Below are 22,121 nucleotides of genomic sequence, written 5' to 3'. Positions count from 1 at the left end.
AGCTTCACGTCAGGGTGTGTGATCCGTGGAGGGGATCAGTACTTTTCGGCTGCCTTCTCTACGAGTTCCTTTGGAAGTTCGATGCCGGACTTCTTTGCGGAGGTCTCGTTGACGTAGAGGTCGTATTCCTCCTGGGTTTCAACTGCCATGTCTTCTGGCTTAGCTTCACCCTTGAGGACCTTCGCGGCCATCGCGCCGGTCTGTTCACCGAGCTTTTCGTAGTTGATACCCACGGTTGCGGTTGCGCCACGCTTGACGGAATCCCCTTCAGCGGCGATCGCTGGGATCTTCTTGTTCTCTGCGACCTTCAGGAGGGATTCCAGGGAGGCGACAACCATGTTGTCAGTTGGCACGTAGAACGCGTCAACGTTCATGGAGCTTGCGGCTTGGGATACCTCGGAGGACGCGGAGATCGCCTTGGTTTCCACGGTCAGTCCGAGCTCGCTAGCAGCATCTTGAGCCCAGTCAACCTGAACCTTGGAGTTCTGCTCTGCCGAGGAGTAGACGATGCCGATCTTCTTGGCGTCTGGGTCGATCTGCTTCAGCAGTTCGAGCTGTTCCTTGACCGGGTTGGCATCCGAGGTTCCGGTGACGTTCTTGCCTGGTTTCTCAAGTGAATCGACAAGCTGCGAGTCAACCGGGTCAGTGACCGCGGTGAAGAGGATCGGACGGTTCTTGACTGCCTGCGAGAGCACCTGTGCGCTCGGGGTCGCGATAGCGAGGATCAGATCAGACTTGCTGGTTGCGACCTGGGAGCCGATCTGGGCGTTGTTCGCGGCTTCGCCCTGTGCGTTGTATTCCTTGATCTCAGCGTCGATGCCGTTGTCTTTCAGGCCCTTCTGGAAGCCCTTGTTCGCTGCATCAAGCGACGGGTGCTTTACGAACTGGACGATGTCGACCTTCTTCTTTTCGTTGCCGGAGCCTCCGGAACCTCCACTACCCGAGCCGTCACCGGAGCAGGCCGAGAGCCCGAGAGCTGCGATCGCGGCTACTGCCGCAAGGGATGCTACGCGAGTGCGCTTCATAGTTTTACTTCCCGTCGTGTCAAAGAGGAGAGTGTGATGTGAACTTTGTCACATATGTTCGCCAAGGATCAGCCGTTTTCGAAAGATTGAAGCCTATCTCCAGGATTCCTTGGACGAACTGTTCTTGATGATGGTTGATTGTACCCAAATTTCCAGATCGAATATGCGCTACATCACTTTTCATAGCTTTCATTAAGCACAGCTAAATCACCGTTGAGGCATAGAAAGGGGTTTTAGGGATCCTCTTCCGGTTCCCTAAAACCCCTTTTGTATGCGCTCACGTGCGGCGCAAACGGCGCCTACACCGCATCGGCCTGCATGCAACCTAGCCGTGCCGGCGCCGCCTAGCTACGCCGTCCAACTAGCGTGCGCCGAGCCACGCGATCAGTAGTTGATGACGTGCGGCTGAGCGACCTCCTTGAGGCCTTCCAGAGCGAACTCGACGCCGTAGCCGGACTGCTTCGCGCCACCGAACGGCATGCGCGGGTCGATCGCACCGTGCTTGTTGATCCAGGTGGTGCCTGCCTCGAGGCGGTTAGCGACCTCGAGCGCACGCTCACGGTTCGAGGACCACACGGAGGAGCCGAGGCCCACCTCAAGCCCGTTGGCCATCTCGATGGCCTCCTCAACATCCGTGTAACGAATGATCGGCAGAGCCGGGCCGAACTGCTCTTCCGCAACCAGCGGGTTGTCGTTGTCGATGTCAGCAACCAGGGTGGCTGGGTAGAAGAAACCAGCCTCATCAGCTGGGCGTTCTTCCCCACCGGTCACGATGCGCGCGCCACCATCCTTAGCGGCTTGCACCAAACGCTTGACCACATCGAGCTGCATCTGGTTCTGCAGCGGGCCGAGCACGTTCTCTTCGCCCAGGCCCACGCCCATCGGCATCGCTTCAGCGACCTTGCGCAACTCCTCAACAACCTCGTCATAGATCGAATCCGGAACGTAGAGGCGCTTCAGGGCCGCGCAGGTCTGGCCGGTGTTGATGAACGCGCCCCAGAACAGGTCTTCAGCGATAGCGGCCGGGTCGACGTCATCGAGGACGATGCCGGCGTCATTACCGCCGAGTTCCAGAGTTACGCGCTTGAGGGTTTCAGCGGAGGCCTTCGCGATCGCCTTACCGGTTTCGATCGACCCGGTGAACATGATCTTGTCGATGTCCTTGTGCGCGGTGAACGCCTCACCTACGTCGCGGCCACCAGCGATGACCTGCACGAGGCCTTCTGGCAGAACACGGTTCATCACGCTGACCATCGCAAGCACCGAAAGCGGGGTGTATTCGGATGGCTTGATCACGGTTGCGTTGCCCATCTTGAGGTTCGGGGCGATCTGCCACATCGTTATCATCATCGGCCAGTTCCACGGGCCAACCGCACCGACCACGCCGAGCGGGCGCCAGTGCAGTTCAGCCTTGCCGGACTCATCATCGAAGAGCACTTCTGGCTTGACTTCGATCGCTGCGGTTGCGCGCAGCCATGCGGAGCACGCGCCGACCTCGAAGCGGGCGTTCGGGCCGTTGAGCGGCTTGCCCTGCTCGCGGGAGAGCAACTGAGCCAGCTGCTCGGCGTTCTCATCGAGCGCATCGGCAACAGCCATCATGACGTTGGTGCGCTCCTCAAAGGACTTAGCGGCCCAGGACTTCTGCGCTTCACGGGCCTTGACCACAGCGCGGTCGAGGTCCTCAACGGTTGGTTCTGGTGCGTAGCCAACAAGTTCGCCCGTTGCGGGGTCCTTGATTTCACGACCCTCGCTTGGAAGATCGAACGCCGCGCGAAGTTCTTCGACGGTCGCGTAGGTGACGTTTTCGGTAGTCATGACACTCCTTGTCTGTATGATGCTCAGCGGTGTGAGGCGAGTCTCACGTGTATGTCTTTAAACCTATCCCGCGCTTGCGGGAAAGAACGATCTGAAACGTTTCGCGCACTGCGAATCACTTTCAGGTGCGCTGCGATTTCAGCTGCGCTGCGGTTTCAGTTGCACTGTGGTTTCAGTTGTGGCGGTTTCAGCTGCGTTGTGATTTCGATTGCGCCGTTTTCACTCCTGGGTGGATGTTCTCCATTCGAATTCCGCGGCCTCGCCGCCACCGAGCTTGAGGTAGCGCTCTGGGTGGGCCGAGCGCAGCCATGCCGCCCAGATGCCACCGAAGAGTGCGGCAAGAACAACGAGGCCTGGGAGGATCCAGTTCAGTGGGCTGGTTTCAGAGATACCCACGAGGAAAGAGAAGTTCGTGATGATGAGCACCACGATCCCGCTCAGGCTCAGGCCCGCAAGCAGTGGGGCAACGAACCTGGTCCACATCGAGAGATCCCGCGCGTTGGTTCCGAGGTAGGCCATCGCCGCGAAGCTCGTGACAGCCATGAGCGCGATGAGACCGAAAGAGCCGAGGTTGGTGAGCCACGTGAACAGCGTCAAGACCGGGAACATGACCGGGTCTTCCGAACCTGAACCGACGACAGCGAAGACGATGAGCACGGCGAGTGCGATCGAGGACTGGCAGATGGAACCTAGCGCTGGGGCTTGGCCGCGGCCGAGTGAGATCGCGAGGAACTTAGGCATCGCGCCTTCGCGTGCCAGGGTGCGCAGGTAGCGGGCTACGACGTTGTGGAAGGAGATGAGAGCTGCGATGAGCGAGGTCACGAACATGACTTGGGCGAAGACCACTAGGAAGTTCGGCACGTGCGCCCCGAGCAGTGAGAACACCACGCCTGGGCCTTGTTCCCCAGCTTCTGCGACGGTGTTTTCTGGGGCAAGTGCCATGATCATGGCCCATGCGGAGATCGCGTAGAAGATCGCTACAGCGATCACGGCGCCGAAGGTTGCGCGGCGGACCGTGTTTTCTGGGTCCTTGACCTCTTCGACATAGACGGAGCCGGATTCGAAACCCATGAACGCAGCCATCGAGAACGCGAGTACCGCACCCACGCCTGGTGCGAAGAAGTCACCGAACTGGAAGCCGTCAGCGGATAGGCCTGCTGGTGCGTCGACGACTGCGAAGATGTCGTAGATGATCACGATGATGAACTCGATGACCACGAGGATTCCGAGGACCTTCGCGGAGAGGTCTACCGAGTTGACGCCGAGGATGCCCACGATCACCCAGCCGGCGAGCGCGTAGACCCACCATGGGACGTCGATGCTGAACAGTGCGTTGAACGTGTCTGCCGATGCGAAGCCGAACATTCCGTAGATGCCGACCTGCATCGCGTTATAGGCCAGCAGCGCGACCCACGCAGCGGAAACACCGGTGACGCGGCCGAGTCCGCGAGCCACATATGCGTAGAAAGCGCCGGCGGTGCGTACGCGCGCTGATAGGGCTGCGTAGCCGACTGCGAACAGCGCGAGGACCACGCCGAGTATGAGGAAGCTCAGCGGGACACCGAGCAGGCCGGTCACGGCATAGTTGGAGCTCACGCCACCTGCGAGCACCGTCAACGGCGCTGAGGCCGCGATGATCATGAGCGCGAGCGAAACCGTCCCGATGCGCTTGGATGCCGGTGGTTGGCCGTTCGGTTCGTCACTGTTGAGCTGTCGGCTGATGCTGGTATCCAGCGAACCTGGCTCTATTACGTGCGGCGTTTTAGCGGACCCCGTCGTTTCAGCTGTCATGAGGGCACCTCACTCAAAAGATGGGACCGCGGGAACCTTCGATACGGAAGAGACTGCGGCCGCCTAAGGACAACATGTGATATAGCTCACCATCTTGCTCGCGTGAGGGCCAGCTCAGCTAGCATTCCCGTGCACACGCCTTGCATTCCCTTGCAGAGTCAGCTCAGCGCCGGGGCTAGCTCGGCGCCCACGTACTCAGCGCGGCGCCCGCATTTTTTGGCGGGCTTGGGTTGGGGTTTGCCCGAATTCGGCTTTGAAGGCCCGCGAGAAGTGCGCGGCTTCCGGGAAACCCCAGCGCGCCCCGATATGAGACACGGGAACCGAGGCGTGTGCAGGGTCTTGGATTTCTTTGCGGGCTTCCTCGAGCCGGCGGGTCCTGATCCAGGTAGCTACCGGCACGCCCATCGGCTCGAAGATCGTGTAGAGCTGCCTCACGGACATGAAGTGCGCCTGCGCGAGTGTGGCCGGGGTCAACGATGGGTCGCGCAGTTTCGCCTCGATCGTGGCGCGCACGGCCGCCAGCGCGGAGTCCGCAATCGCCTGGCCGCCGAGGTCCCGCTCGGCCTGGTCACGGCACATCGCATCCAGCAGCCCCACGGAATGAGCGCACAACGCCGCCAACCCTGCCGCGTCATGCCGCCCGCCTGCGGCATCTTGCTGTGCGATGCGGCGCGAAAGTCCCGCAAGCAGCGGGGCCACGACATCGGACATTCCGCCGTTTTCGCCCAGCGCCACCGCGGTCAGGTTCCGGGCCGGGGCGGATAGGCGGGCGTATGGGAGCATCACGATGAGCATGCTCGAATCATCGTCCACGACCATCGTGTACGGCTCTGAGGTGTCATAGACTGCGAGCCGCCCTGGGGTCAGTTCAAGTTCGCGGCCTCCCTGGATCAGGTAGGAGCGCCCCGCCTCTTGGAGGGTGAACTTGAGCATCCCTCCCCCGCCCGCGGAGATCAGCTCCGGGGTGCGTTCCACAGCGTGGGCGGATGCGTCGATGCGGATGGCCGATGCGGCGGCGTGCTGAAAGCTGGTGAGCTTGCCGCTGAAGTCGCCACCGCGGGTCGCGTGAGCATGCAGCGGCACGAAGGCCTGCGACGACGCCCGCTGCCACTCGACGAACGTGCGAGTGATCGGCGTGCCCGTGATCGCGCGATGAGTTCCAGCGCGGTTGGCTGGCTCAGTTTTCTGCATAGGTGACATAGGCCACATAATAGGGCTCAATCTACGTTGCTGGGGTTTCTGTGTCACGAGCGAAGCCGTCAAGGAGCACGTGCAGCTGTGCGGTCAAAGATTCGGGTCGAGTGTTCTGTGACTCCATCGTGAGCATGACTTGGGTACCCAGAAGAAAGGTCACGAGCGCATCGGCAGCCTTATGCGGGCACAGCGCGGGCCTGAACTCGCCAGCCGTTTGAGCCTGCATGATCCATTCGGCTACGCGTTCACGCCAGCGCCGCATCGCGCGCTCGTGAATGGCTTTGAGCTCGGGGCTGTCTGCCGCGGCACCCCAGAAGGCCACCACGCCGGCGGCTTCCTCGCGGGACTCCGGAGTCAGCGGAAGCACTTCCCTAGCGAACACCTCGATCGCCGCGCGGCCCGTACGTTGTGTGCACGCCCGGCGCGCGCGGGCGTTGGTCCTGTCCACCGCGGATTCATACACGGCCTCCAGCAGCTCTCGCTTGGTCCCGAAATAGGGCTTGATCGCGCCATTGGCGAAGCCGGCCTCGGCGGCGATGTCGCGCATCGTGGCGGCATCGAAACCTTCGCGCCCAATGAGCGCCCACGCGGCATCGACGATGTGTTCCCTGCGGGCCTGATGATCAACAACTTTAGGCATGACATCCTTCTAACCGCCCGATGCGCGTTTAAGCAAAAACATATAGTTACGCGGCCGTAAAACCGAGTCGATTCACATGCTCCAGATCACTTGCATGTAACCCGAATCACATTTATTCTCTACGAGTATAGAAAAACCCGGGTCCGCATGAAAGCGCGACCCGCCACCATGCCATCCGGCGCACGCGTGTCGAATTGGAGAAAGCATGTCGCAGACCATCACCCCAACCAACGCAACCCCTGGGCACCACACTCTGCTGACCCCAGCGGAAGTGGAAACCGCAGTGAACATCCTGCGCGAGGCAGGCAAGTTCAGCGAAGCAACCCGCCTGGCCTACATCGGCCTGGTTGACCCTGATTTTGATCTGCCAGAAGACGCCCCCGTCAACCGTTTGGTCCGCATCTACCTGTATGACGCACAAGAGCAGAAGTCCTATGACGCAACCGTGTCCGTGACCAACGGGACCGTTGAATGCCACCACGAAATCGACACCCAGGAATACGGCGAGCTCCCGGTCCTGGCGGAAGAGTTCCCGATCGTCGAGGCGCTGCTCTCCCAGCACCCCGAGTGGATCGCGGCGATCGAAAAGCGCGGCCTCAAAGTCGAGAACGTACGAGTCGCCCCACTGTCCGCTGGCGTGTTCGAATACCCGGAGGAATCCGGCAAACGCGTTCTTCGCGGTCTTGCTTTCGTACAGGAACACGAAGCCGACTCCGCGTGGGCACGCCCAATCGAGGGTCTGCTCGGATACGTCGATGTGGGCAACAAGGAAGTCATGCAGGTACTCGACTTCTTCGACCACCCGATCCCTGAAGAGCACGGCAACTACATGACCCCGGAAGACACCGGGCACCCGCTGCGTGAAACACAGAAACCGATCGTCATCACCCAGCCTGAAGGCCCATCGTTCACCGTGACCAACGGCAACCACGTCGAATGGGAACGCTGGAGCCTGGACGTTGGCTTCGACATGCGTGACGGCCTCGTGCTGCACAACGTGTGCTTCGACGACCCAATCAAGGGCCGCCGCCGCATCCTCAACCGCGCATCCATCGCCGAAATGGTGGTCCCCTACGGCGACCCGAGCCCCGTGCGTTCGTGGCAGAACTACTTCGACACCGGCGAGTACCTCATCGGCCAGTGCGCCAACTCGCTCGAACTCGGTTGCGACTGCCTGGGCGACATCACCTACCTGTCCCCCACCATCGCTGATAACGACGGCAAGCCAGTTACCATCACCAACGGCATCTGCATGCACGAGGAAGACTACTCGCTGCTAGCAAAGCACACCGACGACTGGGCAGGCACCGCCTACACCCGCCGCAACCGCCGCATGGTGTTCTCGATCTTCACCACGGTAGGTAACTACGACTACGGCTTCTACTGGTACCTCTACCTGGACGGCAACATCGAGTTCGAAGCGAAAGCCACCGGCATCGTCTTCACCTCGGGCTTCACGGGCGACCCGCGCTACAACAGCGAAATCGCCCCAGGCCTGGGTGCACCGTTCCACCAGCACCAGTTCGCTGCGCGCCTCGACTTCGCCCTGGACGGCGGCCCGTCCCGCATCGAAGAAGAAGACGCCGTACGCGTACCGGTCTCCGAAGAGAACCCGCGCGGTAACGCGTTCACCCGCAAACGCACTGTACTCGCTAAAGAATCCGATGCGGTGCGTGACCCGGACGGCTCCGTGGGCCGCGCCTGGGTCATCTCCAACCCAGAATCCACCAACCGCCTGGGCCACCCGGTTGCCTACAAGCTGCATCCGGCGGGAACCCCGGTGCTACTGGCCGACCACGACGATTCCTCGATCGGCCGCCGCGCAACCGTGATGTGCCACGCGCTCTGGGTGACCCGCTACGCGAAAGAAGAGAAATACCCGACCGGCGACTACCCGAACCAGAACCCGGGCAAGCACGGCATCAAACAGTGGATCGAAGCCGACCGCGATATCGACACCCAACGCAACGTCGTATGGCACACCTTCGGCCTGACCCACTTCCCACGGCCTGAAGACTGGCCGATCATGCCGGTAGACACCGTCGGGTTCAAGTTGCGCCCTGAAGGCTTCTTCGACCGCTCCCCAGTCCTGGATGTCCCGCCACCTGAGAAGCAGCAAGTGTGCTGCACCAGCGACGGCAGCGACTCCAACGATGCAGGGTGCGGCTGCTGACACTAGTCGCTAGCTCTCATGAGTTCATGGTCTCCCCGGGTCTTCTTTCGCAAGACCCGGGGAGACCTGCATTACCGGATTGTTGGGCGCTGGCATCACTGTTGGCGTGAGCGCCGCAGTGCGAGAGACTGAAAGCATGAAGATTGCTTTTCTTGGTACTGGCCGGATGGGCACCGAGCTTGCCCGTAAGTTGCTCGCTGATCACGATGTGACGGTGTGGAACCGCTCCGCCGAGCGTGCCCAGCCGCTGGTTGATGAGGGTGCCGTGCTCGCTGAGTCTGCCGCTGATGCGGTGGCTGGCGCGGACATCGTGGTTTCATGCTTGTTTGGCCCGGATGTGGTGCGTGAGGTCATCACGGGCGCGGGCTTGATCCCGGATGGTGTCCCGTGGCTTGATGCCACGACGGTGGGGCTGGCTGATGCACGTGAGTTCGCTGCCGCGGTCCCGAGCTATGTCGCAACCCCGGTGGTGGGCACGCTGGGTCCGGCGCGTGCCGGCAAGCTCGGCGTGTATGTGGGCTCCCCGGATGAGGGCCTGCGCACCCGGGCCGCCGATGTGGTGGCTGTGTGGGCTGATCCGGCGCGTTTGCGTCCGGTCGATACTGCCGAGAAGGCTACCGCTGGTAAATTGCTGGCTAACCTCGCGTTGGCGGTTTCAGCGCAAGGCCTGCGTGAGGCCCTGACGCTGGGTGCGGCCGCTGGCCTGGACGGTTCCGCAACCCTCGACATGCTGGATTCGACTGGCTTGGCTTTCATCGCGAACATGAAGCGCCCATTCGTTGAGGGCGAGCGGGAGAGTTCGCCCGGCGATTTCACGGTGGACGCGATCGCTAAGGACGCTCGGTTGATGCTCGATGCCGTGGCTGGCTCGGAGCGTTTCGGTGAGCTGTACGAGCAGGGCGCGGTTGATGCGGATGCGTTCGATGCGAACATGCCTGCCGTGCGTGCCGCACTGGGTTCGCTAGATGCGGCTCAGGAGACGGGCCGCGGCGACCGCGACTTCTCCACGATCTTTGTAGACAGCGCAGAATAGACAGCGCCGAATAGACAGCGCCGAGTAAGCAACAACCTTTAAACGCGAGTGGCGGGCGGTTCGTGTGAACCGCCCGCCACTGCTGTTTTAGCCGAAGCTGTTGCTAGCGGACGCCACTGGCGTCAGCACCAGCGTTGGCGCGTTAGTTGTTGAAGCATACGAGGCGCTTGTTGACGAACTCGTCGATGCCGAGCGCGCCGAGTTCGCGGCCGAAGCCGGAGCCCTTGACGCCACCGAATGGCATGTCGACGTCTTCGAAGGTTGTGCCGTTGACGCCGACCATGCCGGCTTCGATGCCTTCGGCGAAGCGTTCTGCGCGGCCTTCCTCGACTGCGAACACTGCGGAGCCCAGCCCGTATGCGGTGTCGTTGGCGAGTTCGAGCGCTTCTTCGTCGGAAGTGACCTTGTAGACGCTCAAGACTGGGCCGAAGAGTTCTTCGCTGTAGCCGGTGGTGCCCTTCGGGATGTCAGTCAGCACGGCTGGCTGAACGTAGAAGCCTGGACGGTCCAGGCGGGTTCCGCCAACACGCAGGTTCGCGCCTTCGGAGACGGCGCGCTCGAGCTGTTCCACAAGACGCTCTGCGGCCTTCTCGGAAGAGAGCGGACCGAAGACGTTCTCGCCCTTCTCCATCGGGTCGTGCGCCTGAAGCTTCTCGGTCTCCTTGATGAGCTCGTCGAGGAACTCATCGTAGATGTCCTCCATCACGATCAGCCGCTTATTCGAGTTGCATGCCTGGCCGGTGTTCTCGAAGCGGATCGCGATCGCGTCGCGTGCGGCCTGGCGTGGGTCCTCGCTCGAGAGGATCACGTACGGGTCATTACCGCCGAGCTCAAGGACGGACTTCTTGAGAGCCTTACCGGCGGTTGCGCCGACCTCGCGGCCTGCACGTTCCGAACCGGTCAGCGAGACACCTGCGACTTCTGGGTTCTCGATGAGCGAGGCGATCTGCTCGTGGGAAGCGAAGATGTTCTGGTAGACGCCTTCCGGAACGCCCGCATCGTCCATGATCTTCTGGATAGCAAGCGCCGAATCCGGGGTGGATTCCGCGTGCTTGAGCAGCACGACGTTACCGAGCATGAGGTTAGGGCCGGCGAAGCGTGCAACCTGGTAGTACGGGTAGTTCCACGGCATAACACCCACGAGCGGACCCAGCGGGCGCTTCTGGATCACGGCCTTGCCGTCTTCGTCATCCTTGATGACCTCGTCAGCGAGGAACTCTTCGGCGTTCTCCGCGTAGTAGCGGATGATCTCGCCGGAGAACGCCGCCTCGCCGCGGGCCTCACCGAATGGCTTACCCATCTCCTTGGTGGCGATCTCGCCGAGTTCACGGCGGCGCTCCACGAACAGGTCAGCGACCTTGGCGAGGATTTCACCGCGCTCCTTGACGCTCTTGGCGCGCCACTCCTTGTAGCCCTTCACGGCTTTGTCGAGGGCCTCGCTGATTTCGGCGTCAGTGGTGTGTGGGTATTCGTTGTTGACCTGGCCGGTTGCCGGGTTGATTCCAACGTAGGACTGGGACATTGTTCCTGCTCCTTTGTTTTCACTTGCTGCCGATGTTGGCGGCTGAATCCTTGCTTGTTACGGTCAGGTTTGGTGTGGTGCGGGCCGGATGGCTGGCCTCGAACTGCGCGGCGAGCGCCAGCAGCGTGTTGTCTGAATACGGTAGGCCCGCGAAGGTGAGGCCCACCGGCATCCCGGTGCGCATCGCACCCATGGATACGGTCACGGTCGGGATGCCGAAGTGGCGTGGGACGAGGTTGCCGTTAGCGACCCACACCCCGTTCGCCCACGCTTGATCCGCTGATTCCGGGTTCGTGTCGGCATCGGCTGGGCCCACGTCGGCCATCGTTGGGAAGGCGATAGCGTCCAGGCTGTGCCGGTTCATCCATTCGTCGAAGTCGATCTCACGGATCCGGTTCATTCCCGCGATCCCCTCCCCGATGCCTGGGATCTCGGCGAGTTCACAGAAGCCGCGTTCCCGGATCATGTCCGGGTAGGTAGCGATGTCGTCATCGAAGCCCACATAGCGGTCTTCGAGCGCGCCGTCCGGGTGCGGGAAAATCTCTGCCCCGTCAACGTCAGCCAGCGTTGCCGGGCGCGGGGCGGTGTTGTCATTGCCGGCTTCAGTGGCCTCAGCGTTGGCGCGCAGGAAGCGCTCCCAGGACCACGCTGCGAGGTATCCGACCTCGTCAGTGAGGTACTCGGAGCTGACCAGCCCGCGGCTTGAAATCGTGTGAGCTTCGGGGCGGTCACCTTCATAATTGCTGACTACGGGGAAGTCCACAATCTCCACGCTAGCGCCCGCCTGCTCAAGAACGATACGGGCTTTCTCCCATAGCGCAATGACGTCGGGGTGGGTGTGGATTTTCTGCCCCATCGGCCCGCCCACGCCAGCGTCCGCCGTGCGGTCCCCGCCGGTTCCAGCGTGCTGGTCTTGGTTGATATACATGCCCGGGACCCCGATGCGCATGCCAGCCAGCGGGCGTTGCTGAGCCAGCTCGCGATAGTCAGCGGGCCGCACTTCGGAGGCTTTCGGGATCTCAACCCAGGGTTGTTCGCGCCAGAAATCGCCTGCGTGCGTGTGATCGTCGGCGACGATCACATTGAGGACCTCGAGCATGTCCGCCATCGACCGCGTATGGGGTACGCACACGTCCATCGTGGGCACCAGCGGCCAGTTCCCGCGCATCGAAATCACTCCGCGGGAGGGCGTATAGGCGCACAAGGCGTTGCAGGATGCCGGGGCGCGGCCCGAAGACCATGTCTCCTCCCCCAGCCCGAAGGCCGCGAAGCTCGCGGCGGTCGCGGTACCCGAGCCGTTCGAGGAACCGGACGCGAATGCGCTTGTGAGGTAGGCGCGGTTATACGGGGATTCGGCGCGGCCGTGCAGGCCGCGTTGCATTCCGCCGTTAGCCATGGGTGGCATCGTAGTCAGGCCCAGGCAGATCGCGCCGGCGGAACGCAACCGTTCGATCGTGAACGCATCCTTCTGCGCTACAAGGTCTCTAAACGCTGGCGAGCCCGCGGAAACCGTGAGTCCGCGCACCATGTAGGACTCTTTCGCGGTGTACGGGATCCCGTCCAGCGGCGAGGCGGGCTTACCGGTGCGCCTGCGGGCGTCTGAGGCCTCGGCCTCAGCTAACGCGTCCGGGTTGCGCACGATCACCGAGTTGAGCTCGCCATCGTAGGCGTCGATGCGGTCCAGATACGCGCGCACCAACTCAACCGCGGTCACCCGGCCTTCTTCCAGCGCGGTGCGCAGCTCGGCGATGCTCGCCTCAACAATGATGTCCGCAGCAACGTCGCCGGCATCAAAAACCTTGATCATGCCTCAACCGCCGGCTGTTGCTGGGTGATGCAGTGGATCCCGCCGCCGCATGCGAAGATCTCGCGTGCATCGACGAGCTCAACCGTGCGGCCCGGATACGCTTCCTGCATGATTTCCACGGCCGCTTGGTCGTTCGGGTCGTTGAATCCGCACAGGATCACGCAGTCGTTGCCGACGTAGTGGTTGATGTAGGAGTAATCGACCCAGCCTTCCTCATCGGTCAGCACCTGCGGGGCCGGGACCTCGATGATCCGTAGCGGCTCGCCGGCGGCATTGGTTGCGGACTCGAGCACGCTCCTGATGGTGCGGGAAACCTCGTAGTCCGGGTGTTCGGGATTGTTCTGCATGTGCAGCAGGACGTCGCCGGCCGGGGTGAAGCACGCGACGATGTCGATGTGGCCGCGGGTTCCGAACTGTCCGTTATCGCGGGTCAGGCCATACGGCACCCACACGGCATGGGTCGTGCCGAGTTTGCTGTGGATCTCGCGCTCGATTGCCTCGCGGTCCACACCGGGGTTGCGGCCCGGGTCCATCTGCACGGATTCGGTCAGCAGGACCGTGCCCTTGCCGTCGATGTGGATCCCGCCGCCCTCGTTGACCAGTTGCGAATCCACACGCGGCACACCGGCATGCGCGGCAACGCGGGAGGCGAGTAGCGCATCGTGCTCCCACGCCGCCCAGTCCTGGGCACCCCAACCGTTGAAAACCCAGTTGACTGCCGCGAGCTCGCCGTCTGCGTTGCGCACGAATGTGGGGCCGGAATCCCGCATCCACGCATCATCCAGCGGGGCCGCGAAATACTCGACGTTCTCACCCAAGCGGGCACGCGCTTCGGCCTCATCTTCCGGGTCCATGACCATGACAACCGGCTCGTAGCGAGCCACCGCGAGCGCGACCTGCGCCCACGCGTCCCGTGCACGCTCAAGCGATTCTGAGCCACGCGCGCCGAATGTGTCATTCGGGGTTGGGAAAGACATCCACGTACGTTCGTGGCGTTCCCACTCCGGTGGCATCACATATGCGGCGGACTGGTTGGTCACGGGCGGTCCTCATCCTTTACGGCGGTGTTAGTTTCGGCAACGATCTTCTCGCCAGTGTCCCCAACGGTGCGTGCCTCGCCTCGTTCGAGGGCCTCGCCGACCACATCCCCCATGTAGGTGTCGGTCGTGGAGTCCACCCTAGGCAGAGTTTCACCGCGGAAGAACGCTGGGTTCTTGATCGCTGTAATCACCATAATAGTGACCCCGATCACAAGGACGCCCATTCCGAGGATGAATACCATCCCGATGCCACCCAGCGAGGAGCCGGAGCCGTAGCCTGGGTCGAGCGAATCGTAGGCGGTCTTGAAGAACATGATCAGCAGCATGATCCCGCCCAGCAGCGGGAAGATGAGCCGGGTGAAGATGGTCTTGGTGCTCTCAAAGAGCTCGCGGCGCAGATACCAGACGGCGGCGAGCGCGGTGATCCCGTAGTAGAAACACACCATGAGCCCAAGCGCGGTGATCGTGTCCCACAGCGCGTTTTCGCTCAGCAGGCGGGTCACGATGTAGAAGGTTCCGGCGGCGGCCGCGGAAAAAACCGTGGCAACGGACGGCGTCCGGTATTTCGGCGAGATCTTCGCGAAGCTCGGCGGCAACGCCCCGTAGTAGCCCATCGCAAGTAGGGTGCGGGATGGCGAGACCATCGTCGACTGCAGGGATGCGAAAGACGAAGCCATGATGCCCACCGCCATCGCGAGCGCGAATGGGCCCATCACCGGGCCAGCAAGCGCTGCGAATATCGATTCCTGATTATCAGGGTTACCGGCACCCAAGCCCTCGTCCCCCGTGCCTGCCCACGCAACCACAGCGAGTGCAACACCGATGTAGACCGTCATGATCACAAGCATCACGATGAGGGATGCGCGAGCCGAGGTGGTCTTCGGGTCTTTCGTCTCCTCGTTCATGGTCAGGGTTGTATCCCAGCCCCAGAACATGAAGATCGACAGCGAAACACCAGCCGCGATCACCGAGAAGTCCCCCGCCGAAAGCGGGTTGAACCAGTCCAGGCTCACCGGGGTCGCATCGAACGCAGTGCCTTCGTTAACTCCGCGGAACGCCATGAAAACGAAGCCACCCAGCACGATGATCTGGACCAAAACCAGAACGTATTGGACGGTCTTGGTCGCCTCGACACCCACATAGGAGATCCACGCGGCCAACGAGATCAGCACGATCGTTGTGGGTATGTTGACCCACAGGTTACGTGTCAGCTCCGCGATCGACGGGTTCCCGAATAGTTGCGCAAGCATCAGATAGAAGAAGTCCACCGCAACTGCCGCGAGGTTGGACAACACGATCACGGTCGCAGCGATCAGACCCCAGCCGCCCATCCAACCGATCCACGGGTTGAACGCCTTGGTTGCCCATGTGAAGGACGTCCCCGAGTCAGGGACCTTGTTGTTGAGCTCCTTGTACCCGAAAGCGACCAACAGCATCGGGATGAAACCCAGCAGCAAGATCGCGGGAACGTGCGTGCCCACCTCGGAGATCGTAGGCCCCAAGCCAGACGTGAGGGTATAGGCCGGCGCGATGCACGAAACACCGATCACCACAGCACCGAGCACACCGACCTTACCGGCCGCAAGCCCCTTGCCAGAGAAGCTTTCACTCCTCGAAAGTTTTTCCGTTGAGGTGGCCAAGCGAAACCATCCCCTTCCATCAAAACCGCGGGCTCACGTGACCGTGGCCGCGACCGAATCACCGCGGTGCAGGAACCACCACCATGGGAACAGAGATTGCACGCAGAACACGTGCCGCGTGGGAGCCCAAGAACGCACGCCCAGCAGGGGCCAAACGTGAAGATCCCACAACCACAACCTCGTCCGGTTCCCAATCAAGGCGCCGCACCGATTTCTCGATCTCCTTGCCAGCCACCACCTCGGTGGTCGCCTGGCCGGAGCTAATCATTGCGCGAGCACGCTCACCGTGCTCGCCACTACCTAGCCGATCCAGCTGCTCCAAAACGAAAGCCTTCATCGTCTCGGCACCCGGGACACCCGTGTGGGCCGCCGAGGACTTACCCGTCTCAGAGGCTTGCGCGAACGTCACCAACCGCACCCGGGTCTCGGTCGCTTCAGCGGCCGCAAGCGTTTCAGCGATCACCTGCATACCGCCCGGCCGGTCGCCGAACAGCGCGGTGATACGGCTTAGCGGGCCATGCCCTGAATAGCCGCGAGGCGCCAAAACCACCGGTACATGCGAACTGTGCAGCAACGCCTGGGCAACCGAACCGATCCGATACCGCCCCAGCACACCGCCGGCACGGGCACCGATCACGATCGCCTCCGCATCCACCGCGCGCGCCTGAGACAACAAGCCTTCAGCGTCCGATGAGGAGGACACCACGTGCCCCACCGCGCGAACACCTTCCGGGACCGAAGCGAGCGCCTCGTCGAGCCAGCTCTGCAGCTGACGGCGCAAAACACGCTCATAACCGGCACCCTGAGACACAGCGGCAGCGTACGGCTCCGCTTCCGGGGCGACCATGGTCACGTGAAGCTCCGCATCGCGTCCCGCGGCGAGCGCGATGCCCAGATTCAGGGCGTCACGGCCCGCCGCGGTCGCGACGTAACCTACAAGGATTCGACGGGATGGAACTGGCACGGTGTCCTCCTCACCTTCAGCACCCCTGTTTCGGGGTGGGTGTGAACGTTAACGTGCTTCCAGGATGGCACGTGCAGCGGCTTCACCCATACGCACGGCACCGTCGACGTGCTGATAACCCTCCGCCGCGATGTCGGAGCACGCGTAGAAGATCGGCCCGGTCGGCTGGTTCTGGAGGTGGCCCCAACGGCTCAGGCCGCCGAGGTCATAGCTGGTTGCGTATGCGCCGCGGGTCCATTCCTCTGCCGCCATGTCGGAGAGGTAGAACGCGATCGGTTCCATGGTCTTCGGGCCAAGGTAGTCAGCCATCGCAGACAGGATCCGCTGCTTGCGTTCCTCTGCAGGCAGCGCCCACATCTCTTCGGCATAGACGTCGGAGACGAAGCCGACGAGGGTTCCGTTCGTGTCTTCTTCCCCGCTGGTTCCGCCGGCGAAGTTCTTGCCGTAGTTGGTGTTGTCGTAGACCTCCTGAACCAGGCGGCCGCCGCCGAAGCCGGTACCGGAGAGGCCTTCTTCACGCCAGAACGGGGTCTCGTAGACCGCGTGAACCTTGATGACCAGGCCCATCGAGATGTGCTGGTGGGCTACCTGCTGTTCGCGTGGCAGCGGCGGAACGAACTGGATGCGGTTGTACAGGTTCGGCGGTACCGCGAGTACTGCGGCTTTCGCGTTGACGGTGACCTTATCGGAGACCGCGGTCACCGGGCCGAGCACACCGTTTTCAACGCCGTTGCGCACATCGGCGGCAATCTTGTTGAGCTCATCGGCGGTCGATGGGTCTGGGGTGGCCCATTCGAGTTCACGCACCGGGCTGCCGAGGAACACGTCCTCCCCCAGGTGCTCAGCGAGCGTGAGCGATACCGACTGCATACCGCCTTCAACGCGCTTATCCAGGATGAAGTCCTCATCCACGAGGTTGGAGAAAGAACCCGCCGATGCGGCCATGAGAGCGGCCTGCAACGCGGAGAACGTGTGGGCTGGCTTAGTCAGCATGCCGGACGCCACGTAGATCGAGACGTTGTCGATCGCCTCTTGATCGTCGGTGTGTTGAGCGAGGAAGTCCTTGAAGGAGATCGAATCCAGCTCGGCTGCGCGTTCGGCTGCCCACGGCTCGGTTGCCCCGACTTCCTCAGCGACCGAGTTCATAAGGTCGATGAGCTTATCCATCTCCTTATTCGTGGACTCCTTGACCGGCAGGCGGTCGCCTGTGTATTCGTGGCGGTTACCCTCCGGATCCACATAGATCGAGGTGCCTTCGCGGTAGCGCGGGAACGTGTTCAGACCGAGCTCCTCAACCAGCTCAGTCAGCCGCGTCTGGTCTGGGGAGATCCACTGCCCACCGATCTCGATGAAGTGTTCCTTACCGTCCGTTCCGGCGACCTTACCGTTCCAGGTGCGCCCGCCCACGCGTTCGCGTGCTTCCAGCACGGCGACCGACTTGCCGGCCTTCTTAAGGGTGTATGCGGCCATGAGTCCTGCTGGCCCTGCACCGATGACCACCACATCGCGGTCGATGGTTGGGTTCTGAGCGTTCGTCATTGTTATCGCTTCCTATAGGTATGGATTCTCGATAGAGGATGTTTCGTTTGAGTTCTGTAGTGATGCCCGCGGCGCTAGCTTGGTGGCTGCGTCGTTAGCTCAACACTGCGCCGTTAGTTCTGCGCGAGGGCTTCGAGGATGATGTCGATGCCTTCGGTGAGCAGTTCGTCGCTGATGGTTAGCGGCGGCAGCAGGCGGATGACGTTGCCGTAGGTTCCGCAGGTCAGGGTTACAACACCCTGTGCGCGGGCGGCGTTGGCGATGGCGCCGGTGAGTGCGGCATCCGGTTCGCCGGTGGCTGGGTCCACGAATTCGATGGCTTTCATAGCGCCTCGGCCACGGACTTCCCCGATGCGGCTGTCCTTTTCCTGCGCGGCGGTGAACTTTTCGGTGATGATGCGGTCGATTTCTTGCGCGCGGTCGGCGAGTTTCTCTTCTTCCATCACGCTGATGGAGGCGAGCGCTGCGGCGCATGCGACAGGGTTGCCGCCGTAAGTTCCGCCGAGCCCGCCGGTGTGGACGGCGTCCATGATCTCGGCGCGACCGGTTACTGCGGAGAGCGGCATACCGCCGGCGATGCCTTTCGCGGTGGTGATGAGGTCTGGTTCGATGCCTTCGTATTCGCATGCGAACATCGAGCCGGTGCGGGCGAAGCCGGTCTGGACTTCGTCCGCGATGAACAGGACGTCGTTGGCTTTGCACCATTCGATGATCGCCGGGAGGAACCCTGGGGCTGGGGCGATGAATCCGCCTTCGCCTTGGATTGGCTCCATGATGATCGCGGCGAGGTCTTGCGCGCCAACCTGGACTTCGATCTGTTTGATAGCTCGGACGGCTGCTTCCTCGCCGCTCAGGCCGTCGCGCAGCGGATAGGAGCCAGCCACGCGGTAGATCTCTGGGGCGAATGGACCGAATGCCTTCTTGTAGGGGTTGGCTTTCGCGGTCAACGCCATCGTGAGCGTGGTGCGGCCATGGTAGGCATGATCGAATGCGACGACGGCGGTCTTACCGGTTGTAGCGCGTGCGATTTTGACGGCGTTTTCAACGGCCTCAGAACCCGAGTTCAGCAGAACGGTGCGGGTTTCGCCGGAGATCGGGGCGAGCTTGTTGAGCTTTTCAGCGACCTCGACGTAGGACTCGTATGGGGTCACCATGAAGCACGTGTGGGTGAAGTTCACGACGGCTTCCTGGACCGCAGCCACGACCTTCGGATGGGATGCGCCCACGGTGGTCACGGCGATGCCGGAACCGAGGTCGATGAGGCGGTTGCCGTCGACGTCTTCGATGATGCCGCGGTCAGCGCGGACAGCGTAGGTTGCCATGGTCCCGCCGACACCGGCGGATACCGATGCTCGCTGTCGTTCGGCGAGTGCCTGGGCTTTAGGGCCCGGGAGGTCAGTTACGAGGTGGCGGCTCTGTTCGAGCGGGGTGCTGACGTTGGTGTTGTCCGCGTGCATTGTGGTGTGAACCCTCCCGGTGAATACGGATCGCAGATAGTTGCGTACATCACATTCTGTTCCGAAATCATTATGACTGTCTAATCAGTTATCTGCATAACCCCTATAACGAATGCGCATAGACTGGGAATCATGGACATCGAGCATCTGAAAGCCTTCGTGACCGTTTACGAAACTGGCTCCGTCTCCTCCGCGGCTCGAGACCTCGGCATCACACAGCCTGCAGTCACGCGACAGCTTCAGAAGCTCAGCCGCGACGTCGGGCTTGTGCTGTTTGATCGCGTTCCATCCGGTCTCACTCCGACGAAAGCAGGCCGCGATTTCCTACCTGCCGCCAAGAAGCTCCTGACCGAATATCAGCACACCCGCAACTTCGCTGAGCTCCTCGCGCACGGTGGCATGCGTGAAGTGACGATCGCAGCGCCTGGCACCACACTTATCGACGTTGTGATCCCGTTCGTGGCAACGCTGGATCAGTCCGAGTGGCAACCAAATATTGTGGAGGCATCCTTGGATGCGAGCTTGCAGGACACGATCGCTACATCCGATCTAGCAGTGATGCCTTCTGCTCCATCAGCTGATATCCCCCATGTCAAGCTTCAACAGATGCCCGTTTGGGCATATGTTTCTGCTCAGCATCCTTGGGCTCAGCGCCGCAGTGTTCCGCTCGAGGAGCTCGCTCAGCACACCATCCACATTCCATCGCGGGCATTCAAAGCCCGCCGCGTATTCGACGGCGCATGCGAAACCGCTGGCCTCTCACAGCCAGACATCATCGAAACCAACTCAGGCCGCGTTGCCCAAGCACTCGTCGCAACGGAGGGAGTTGCGGTCGTCACCGAAGATCCCAGTTTTGACCTCGTGCCGCTACGAATCACCAACGGGGCACAAGAGCTCACCGTAACCCTGCACGCTGCGTGGCGAGCCGACCACTACGCGCACGATGAGCTCGGGGCACTCGCAGAACAGCTGAGGGTCTTTGTGATCAAGCGGTACAAAAACTAAGGCCGGCTACACGCGTAGCACCACGATCATTGCGATCACTGCCATGGCCACAACCATGACCGTCAACGTGATGACCGGCACCACGGGCGGTGGTTGCCGCTCCTCAAATGACTCAGCCATGCGGCGCAGACGCCCCCTCTGGGTCGTGGAAACCCACACCGCACCCACGAACGTCAACGCGGTCGCCACGAGTAACAGTGACCCCATCTGCCCGTACCAGCGGACCCCCATGAACCCTGCGACGAGCGCGGCAAAACCCGTGCGAGACCACGCCAACGATGTGCGCTCCGGTTGCAGGCCGACGTCGACGGGTTCCGGAAGGGGTTGCGGCGGCTTGATCGGGATGCGTTTACGCACCGCGCGGCTGATGGTCACACCCGTTTCTTTGACGGTGTGCCATCCAGTGCTGAGACGGACCCGGTTCTCCCGGCGCTCGCTACTTCCGTGATCTGGCATCAGTTAGTTAGCACCAAACCAACAGCCGCACCTGAGCCTGCGGCAGCGATCAACGCAAGCACAGGGATGATCAGCGGGACAGGTAGCGGATGGTCGTGGCGCATCGCGCGCTCAACACGCAACCAACGGAAAGCCGCACCCAAGCCGATCAACAAGCCCATCGCGATCACGGCGATAGCCACCGACTTACGGAGCACAGGATCCCAGTTACCAACCTCGAACGCCTCGAGTGCGACACCGCCTGCGACGAACGCGAGCGAGGTGCGGATCCATGCAAGGAACGTACGTTCGTTGGCGAGCGTGAAGCGTGGGTCTGGTTCTTTACCCGTGGGGAAAACACGGCGAGCGATCGCGCTCTGGTGTGCTGGCGGCGCTACAGGTTCGCTTGCGGAGGCTTTCCGGCGGGTACTCGACATGACACCAATCTAACGCAAACGCCCGTTTGTTGGGGCGGGGATGACGCTAGTCGAGCGGTTCTGCGAAGTCGCCGTTTTTCTGCCGAAACTTACGCAGGATGCGGTTGAGTGTGGTGATCTCGCGTTGCGTGAATCCGGTTTTCGCGAAGAGTTCACGGTTGAGGATCTGAGTGGTTTCTTCGCTGAGTTCGCGACCGGCTTCGGTGATGGCAAGCAGCACGGTGCGGGCGTCATCCGGGCTCGGGGTTTTAGTGATGAGACCGTCGCGTTCAAGCCGTTCTGAGGCCGCGGTGACCGATGTGGGGTGGACCTGCAGAACGCGTGAGGCTTTCGACATCGCCATGGGTCGGCGCGCGAACCGTAGCACCATGAGCATCTCGTAGCGGGCGAACGTGAGATCGAACGGCCGAAGCAACGCTTCGGCGCGGCCGGTAAGGATCTGGTTGGCCCGAACGATGCTGGTCACGGTCGCCACGGGCTCGGCAACCTCGCCCCACCCGGCTTTCTCCCAGTTGGCTTGGGCTGCGGCGATGGGGTCTTGAGGCAATGCGGCTGACATAGTGATGAGTCTAACGGCCAGGATCTCGATGTGTGGATCGGATGA

General features: G+C 62.0%; 18 protein-coding genes. 3 read left to right on the top strand and 15 right to left on the bottom strand.

What is annotated here, in order from left to right; all coding sequences use genetic code 11:
- Positions 1-35 precede the first annotated feature (35 nt).
- The 5 genes from J2S67_RS00840 to J2S67_RS00820 form a co-directional block, all read right to left on the bottom strand.
- A complete protein-coding gene (locus J2S67_RS00840) occupies positions 36-1,025 on the bottom strand; it encodes an ABC transporter substrate-binding protein (protein WP_310245407.1) in 990 nt (329 codons plus the stop codon).
- A 384-nt stretch (positions 1,026-1,409) separates the two neighbouring features.
- Positions 1,410-2,840 (bottom strand): aldehyde dehydrogenase family protein, encoded by a 1,431-nt coding sequence (locus J2S67_RS00835; RefSeq protein ID WP_239445923.1) that lies wholly within the window; start codon positions 2,838-2,840, stop codon positions 1,410-1,412.
- Positions 2,841-3,059: 219 nt separating this feature from the next.
- Positions 3,060-4,631, bottom strand: coding sequence for an APC family permease (locus J2S67_RS00830; protein ID WP_083289514.1), 1,572 nt, complete (start codon positions 4,629-4,631; stop codon positions 3,060-3,062).
- Between the two features lie 195 nt (positions 4,632-4,826).
- A complete protein-coding gene (locus J2S67_RS00825; RefSeq protein WP_310245402.1) occupies positions 4,827-5,831 on the bottom strand; it encodes an AraC-like ligand-binding domain-containing protein in 1,005 nt (334 codons plus the stop codon).
- 22 nt (positions 5,832-5,853) lie between these two features.
- Positions 5,854-6,465, bottom strand: a complete 612-nt coding sequence (locus tag J2S67_RS00820) for a TetR/AcrR family transcriptional regulator (RefSeq protein ID WP_310245399.1) — start codon at positions 6,463-6,465, stop codon at positions 5,854-5,856.
- Positions 6,466-6,670: 205 nt separating this feature from the next.
- On the opposite strand from J2S67_RS00820, the gene J2S67_RS00815 reads away from it, so the two are divergent.
- Both J2S67_RS00815 and J2S67_RS00810 read left to right on the top strand, forming a co-directional pair.
- Positions 6,671-8,638: a primary-amine oxidase gene (locus tag J2S67_RS00815; protein ID WP_239445919.1), complete on the top strand. Its 1,968-nt coding sequence runs from the start codon at positions 6,671-6,673 to the stop codon at positions 8,636-8,638.
- Positions 8,639-8,744: 106 nt separating this feature from the next.
- Positions 8,745-9,671, top strand: a complete 927-nt coding sequence (locus tag J2S67_RS00810; RefSeq protein ID WP_310245396.1) for an NAD(P)-dependent oxidoreductase — start codon at positions 8,745-8,747, stop codon at positions 9,669-9,671.
- 142 nt (positions 9,672-9,813) lie between these two features.
- Here J2S67_RS00810 and J2S67_RS00805 read toward each other — a convergent pair whose 3' ends face one another.
- The 7 genes from J2S67_RS00805 to gabT form a co-directional block, all read right to left on the bottom strand.
- The gene (locus tag J2S67_RS00805) at positions 9,814-11,193 is read right to left on the bottom strand and encodes an NAD-dependent succinate-semialdehyde dehydrogenase (RefSeq protein ID WP_310245394.1); all 1,380 of its coding nucleotides are present in this window, start codon (positions 11,191-11,193) and stop codon (positions 9,814-9,816) included.
- A gap of 19 nt (positions 11,194-11,212) precedes the next feature.
- Complete coding sequence (locus J2S67_RS00800; RefSeq protein WP_310245391.1) at positions 11,213-13,000, bottom strand: amidase; 1,788 nt, start codon at positions 12,998-13,000, stop codon at positions 11,213-11,215.
- Positions 12,997-14,040 carry an agmatine deiminase family protein gene (locus J2S67_RS00795; protein ID WP_310245387.1) on the bottom strand — a complete coding sequence of 348 codons (1,044 nt, stop codon included), beginning with the start codon at positions 14,038-14,040 and terminating at the stop codon, positions 12,997-12,999. Before J2S67_RS00795 ends, J2S67_RS00800 begins: the two co-directional genes overlap by 4 nt.
- Positions 14,037-15,680 (bottom strand): APC family permease, encoded by a 1,644-nt coding sequence (locus J2S67_RS00790; RefSeq protein WP_310245384.1) that lies wholly within the window; start codon positions 15,678-15,680, stop codon positions 14,037-14,039. The genes J2S67_RS00795 and J2S67_RS00790 overlap by 4 nt, the downstream gene beginning before the upstream one ends.
- A gap of 58 nt (positions 15,681-15,738) precedes the next feature.
- Complete coding sequence (locus tag J2S67_RS00785; protein ID WP_035756451.1) at positions 15,739-16,644, bottom strand: universal stress protein; 906 nt, start codon at positions 16,642-16,644, stop codon at positions 15,739-15,741.
- Positions 16,645-16,692: 48 nt separating this feature from the next.
- A complete protein-coding gene (locus tag J2S67_RS00780; RefSeq protein WP_310245380.1) occupies positions 16,693-18,183 on the bottom strand; it encodes a flavin monoamine oxidase family protein in 1,491 nt (496 codons plus the stop codon).
- Between the two features lie 113 nt (positions 18,184-18,296).
- Positions 18,297-19,640, bottom strand: a complete 1,344-nt coding sequence (gene gabT / locus J2S67_RS00775; protein ID WP_310245378.1) for a 4-aminobutyrate--2-oxoglutarate transaminase — start codon at positions 19,638-19,640, stop codon at positions 18,297-18,299.
- 132 nt (positions 19,641-19,772) lie between these two features.
- Here gabT and J2S67_RS00770 point away from each other — a divergent pair, with 132 nt between their 5' ends.
- Entirely contained in the window at positions 19,773-20,645 is an 873-nt protein-coding gene (locus J2S67_RS00770; protein ID WP_310245376.1) for a LysR family transcriptional regulator, read from the top strand.
- A gap of 6 nt (positions 20,646-20,651) precedes the next feature.
- Here J2S67_RS00770 and J2S67_RS00765 read toward each other — a convergent pair whose 3' ends face one another.
- The 3 genes from J2S67_RS00765 to J2S67_RS00755 are packed head-to-tail and all read right to left on the bottom strand — an operon-like array spanning position 20,652 to position 22,076.
- On the bottom strand, positions 20,652-21,101 hold the full coding sequence (locus tag J2S67_RS00765; RefSeq protein ID WP_310245373.1) for a DUF202 domain-containing protein: 450 nt from the start codon (positions 21,099-21,101) through the stop codon (positions 20,652-20,654).
- On the bottom strand, positions 21,101-21,517 hold the full coding sequence (locus tag J2S67_RS00760; protein WP_101629865.1) for a YidH family protein: 417 nt from the start codon (positions 21,515-21,517) through the stop codon (positions 21,101-21,103). The genes J2S67_RS00765 and J2S67_RS00760 overlap by 1 nt, the downstream gene beginning before the upstream one ends.
- Before the next feature lie 46 nt (positions 21,518-21,563).
- The gene (locus J2S67_RS00755; RefSeq protein ID WP_310245365.1) at positions 21,564-22,076 is read right to left on the bottom strand and encodes a MarR family winged helix-turn-helix transcriptional regulator; all 513 of its coding nucleotides are present in this window, start codon (positions 22,074-22,076) and stop codon (positions 21,564-21,566) included.
- Positions 22,077-22,121 lie beyond the last annotated feature (45 nt).

The sequence above is a fragment of the Pseudoglutamicibacter albus genome, assembly GCF_031458175.1.
GTDB lineage: Bacteria > Actinomycetota > Actinomycetes > Actinomycetales > Micrococcaceae > Pseudoglutamicibacter > Pseudoglutamicibacter albus.
The sequence above is the reverse complement of the archived record's forward strand: the minus strand, read 5'-3'. Positions and strand labels throughout refer to the sequence as shown.

What these genes read in the sequence shown, in the direction of transcription:
- J2S67_RS00840 (WP_310245407.1), bottom strand. Translation starts at nt 1,025, where the DNA reads ATGAAGCGCACTCGCGTAGCATCCCTTGCGGCAGTAGCCGCGATCGCA.
- J2S67_RS00835 (WP_239445923.1), bottom strand. Translation starts at nt 2,840, where the DNA reads ATGACTACCGAAAACGTCACCTACGCGACCGTCGAAGAACTTCGCGCG.
- J2S67_RS00830 (WP_083289514.1), bottom strand. Translation starts at nt 4,631, where the DNA reads ATGACAGCTGAAACGACGGGGTCCGCTAAAACGCCGCACGTAATAGAG.
- J2S67_RS00825 (WP_310245402.1), bottom strand. Translation starts at nt 5,831, where the DNA reads ATGTCACCTATGCAGAAAACTGAGCCAGCCAACCGCGCTGGAACTCAT.
- J2S67_RS00820 (WP_310245399.1), bottom strand. Translation starts at nt 6,465, where the DNA reads ATGCCTAAAGTTGTTGATCATCAGGCCCGCAGGGAACACATCGTCGAT.
- J2S67_RS00815 (WP_239445919.1), top strand. Translation starts at nt 6,671, where the DNA reads ATGTCGCAGACCATCACCCCAACCAACGCAACCCCTGGGCACCACACT.
- J2S67_RS00805 (WP_310245394.1), bottom strand. Translation starts at nt 11,193, where the DNA reads ATGTCCCAGTCCTACGTTGGAATCAACCCGGCAACCGGCCAGGTCAAC.
- J2S67_RS00800 (WP_310245391.1), bottom strand. Translation starts at nt 13,000, where the DNA reads ATGATCAAGGTTTTTGATGCCGGCGACGTTGCTGCGGACATCATTGTT.
- J2S67_RS00780 (WP_310245380.1), bottom strand. Translation starts at nt 18,183, where the DNA reads ATGACGAACGCTCAGAACCCAACCATCGACCGCGATGTGGTGGTCATC.
- gabT (WP_310245378.1), bottom strand. Translation starts at nt 19,640, where the DNA reads ATGCACGCGGACAACACCAACGTCAGCACCCCGCTCGAACAGAGCCGC.
- J2S67_RS00770 (WP_310245376.1), top strand. Translation starts at nt 19,773, where the DNA reads ATGGACATCGAGCATCTGAAAGCCTTCGTGACCGTTTACGAAACTGGC.
- J2S67_RS00765 (WP_310245373.1), bottom strand. Translation starts at nt 21,101, where the DNA reads ATGCCAGATCACGGAAGTAGCGAGCGCCGGGAGAACCGGGTCCGTCTC.
- J2S67_RS00760 (WP_101629865.1), bottom strand. Translation starts at nt 21,517, where the DNA reads ATGTCGAGTACCCGCCGGAAAGCCTCCGCAAGCGAACCTGTAGCGCCG.
- J2S67_RS00755 (WP_310245365.1), bottom strand. Translation starts at nt 22,076, where the DNA reads ATGTCAGCCGCATTGCCTCAAGACCCCATCGCCGCAGCCCAAGCCAAC.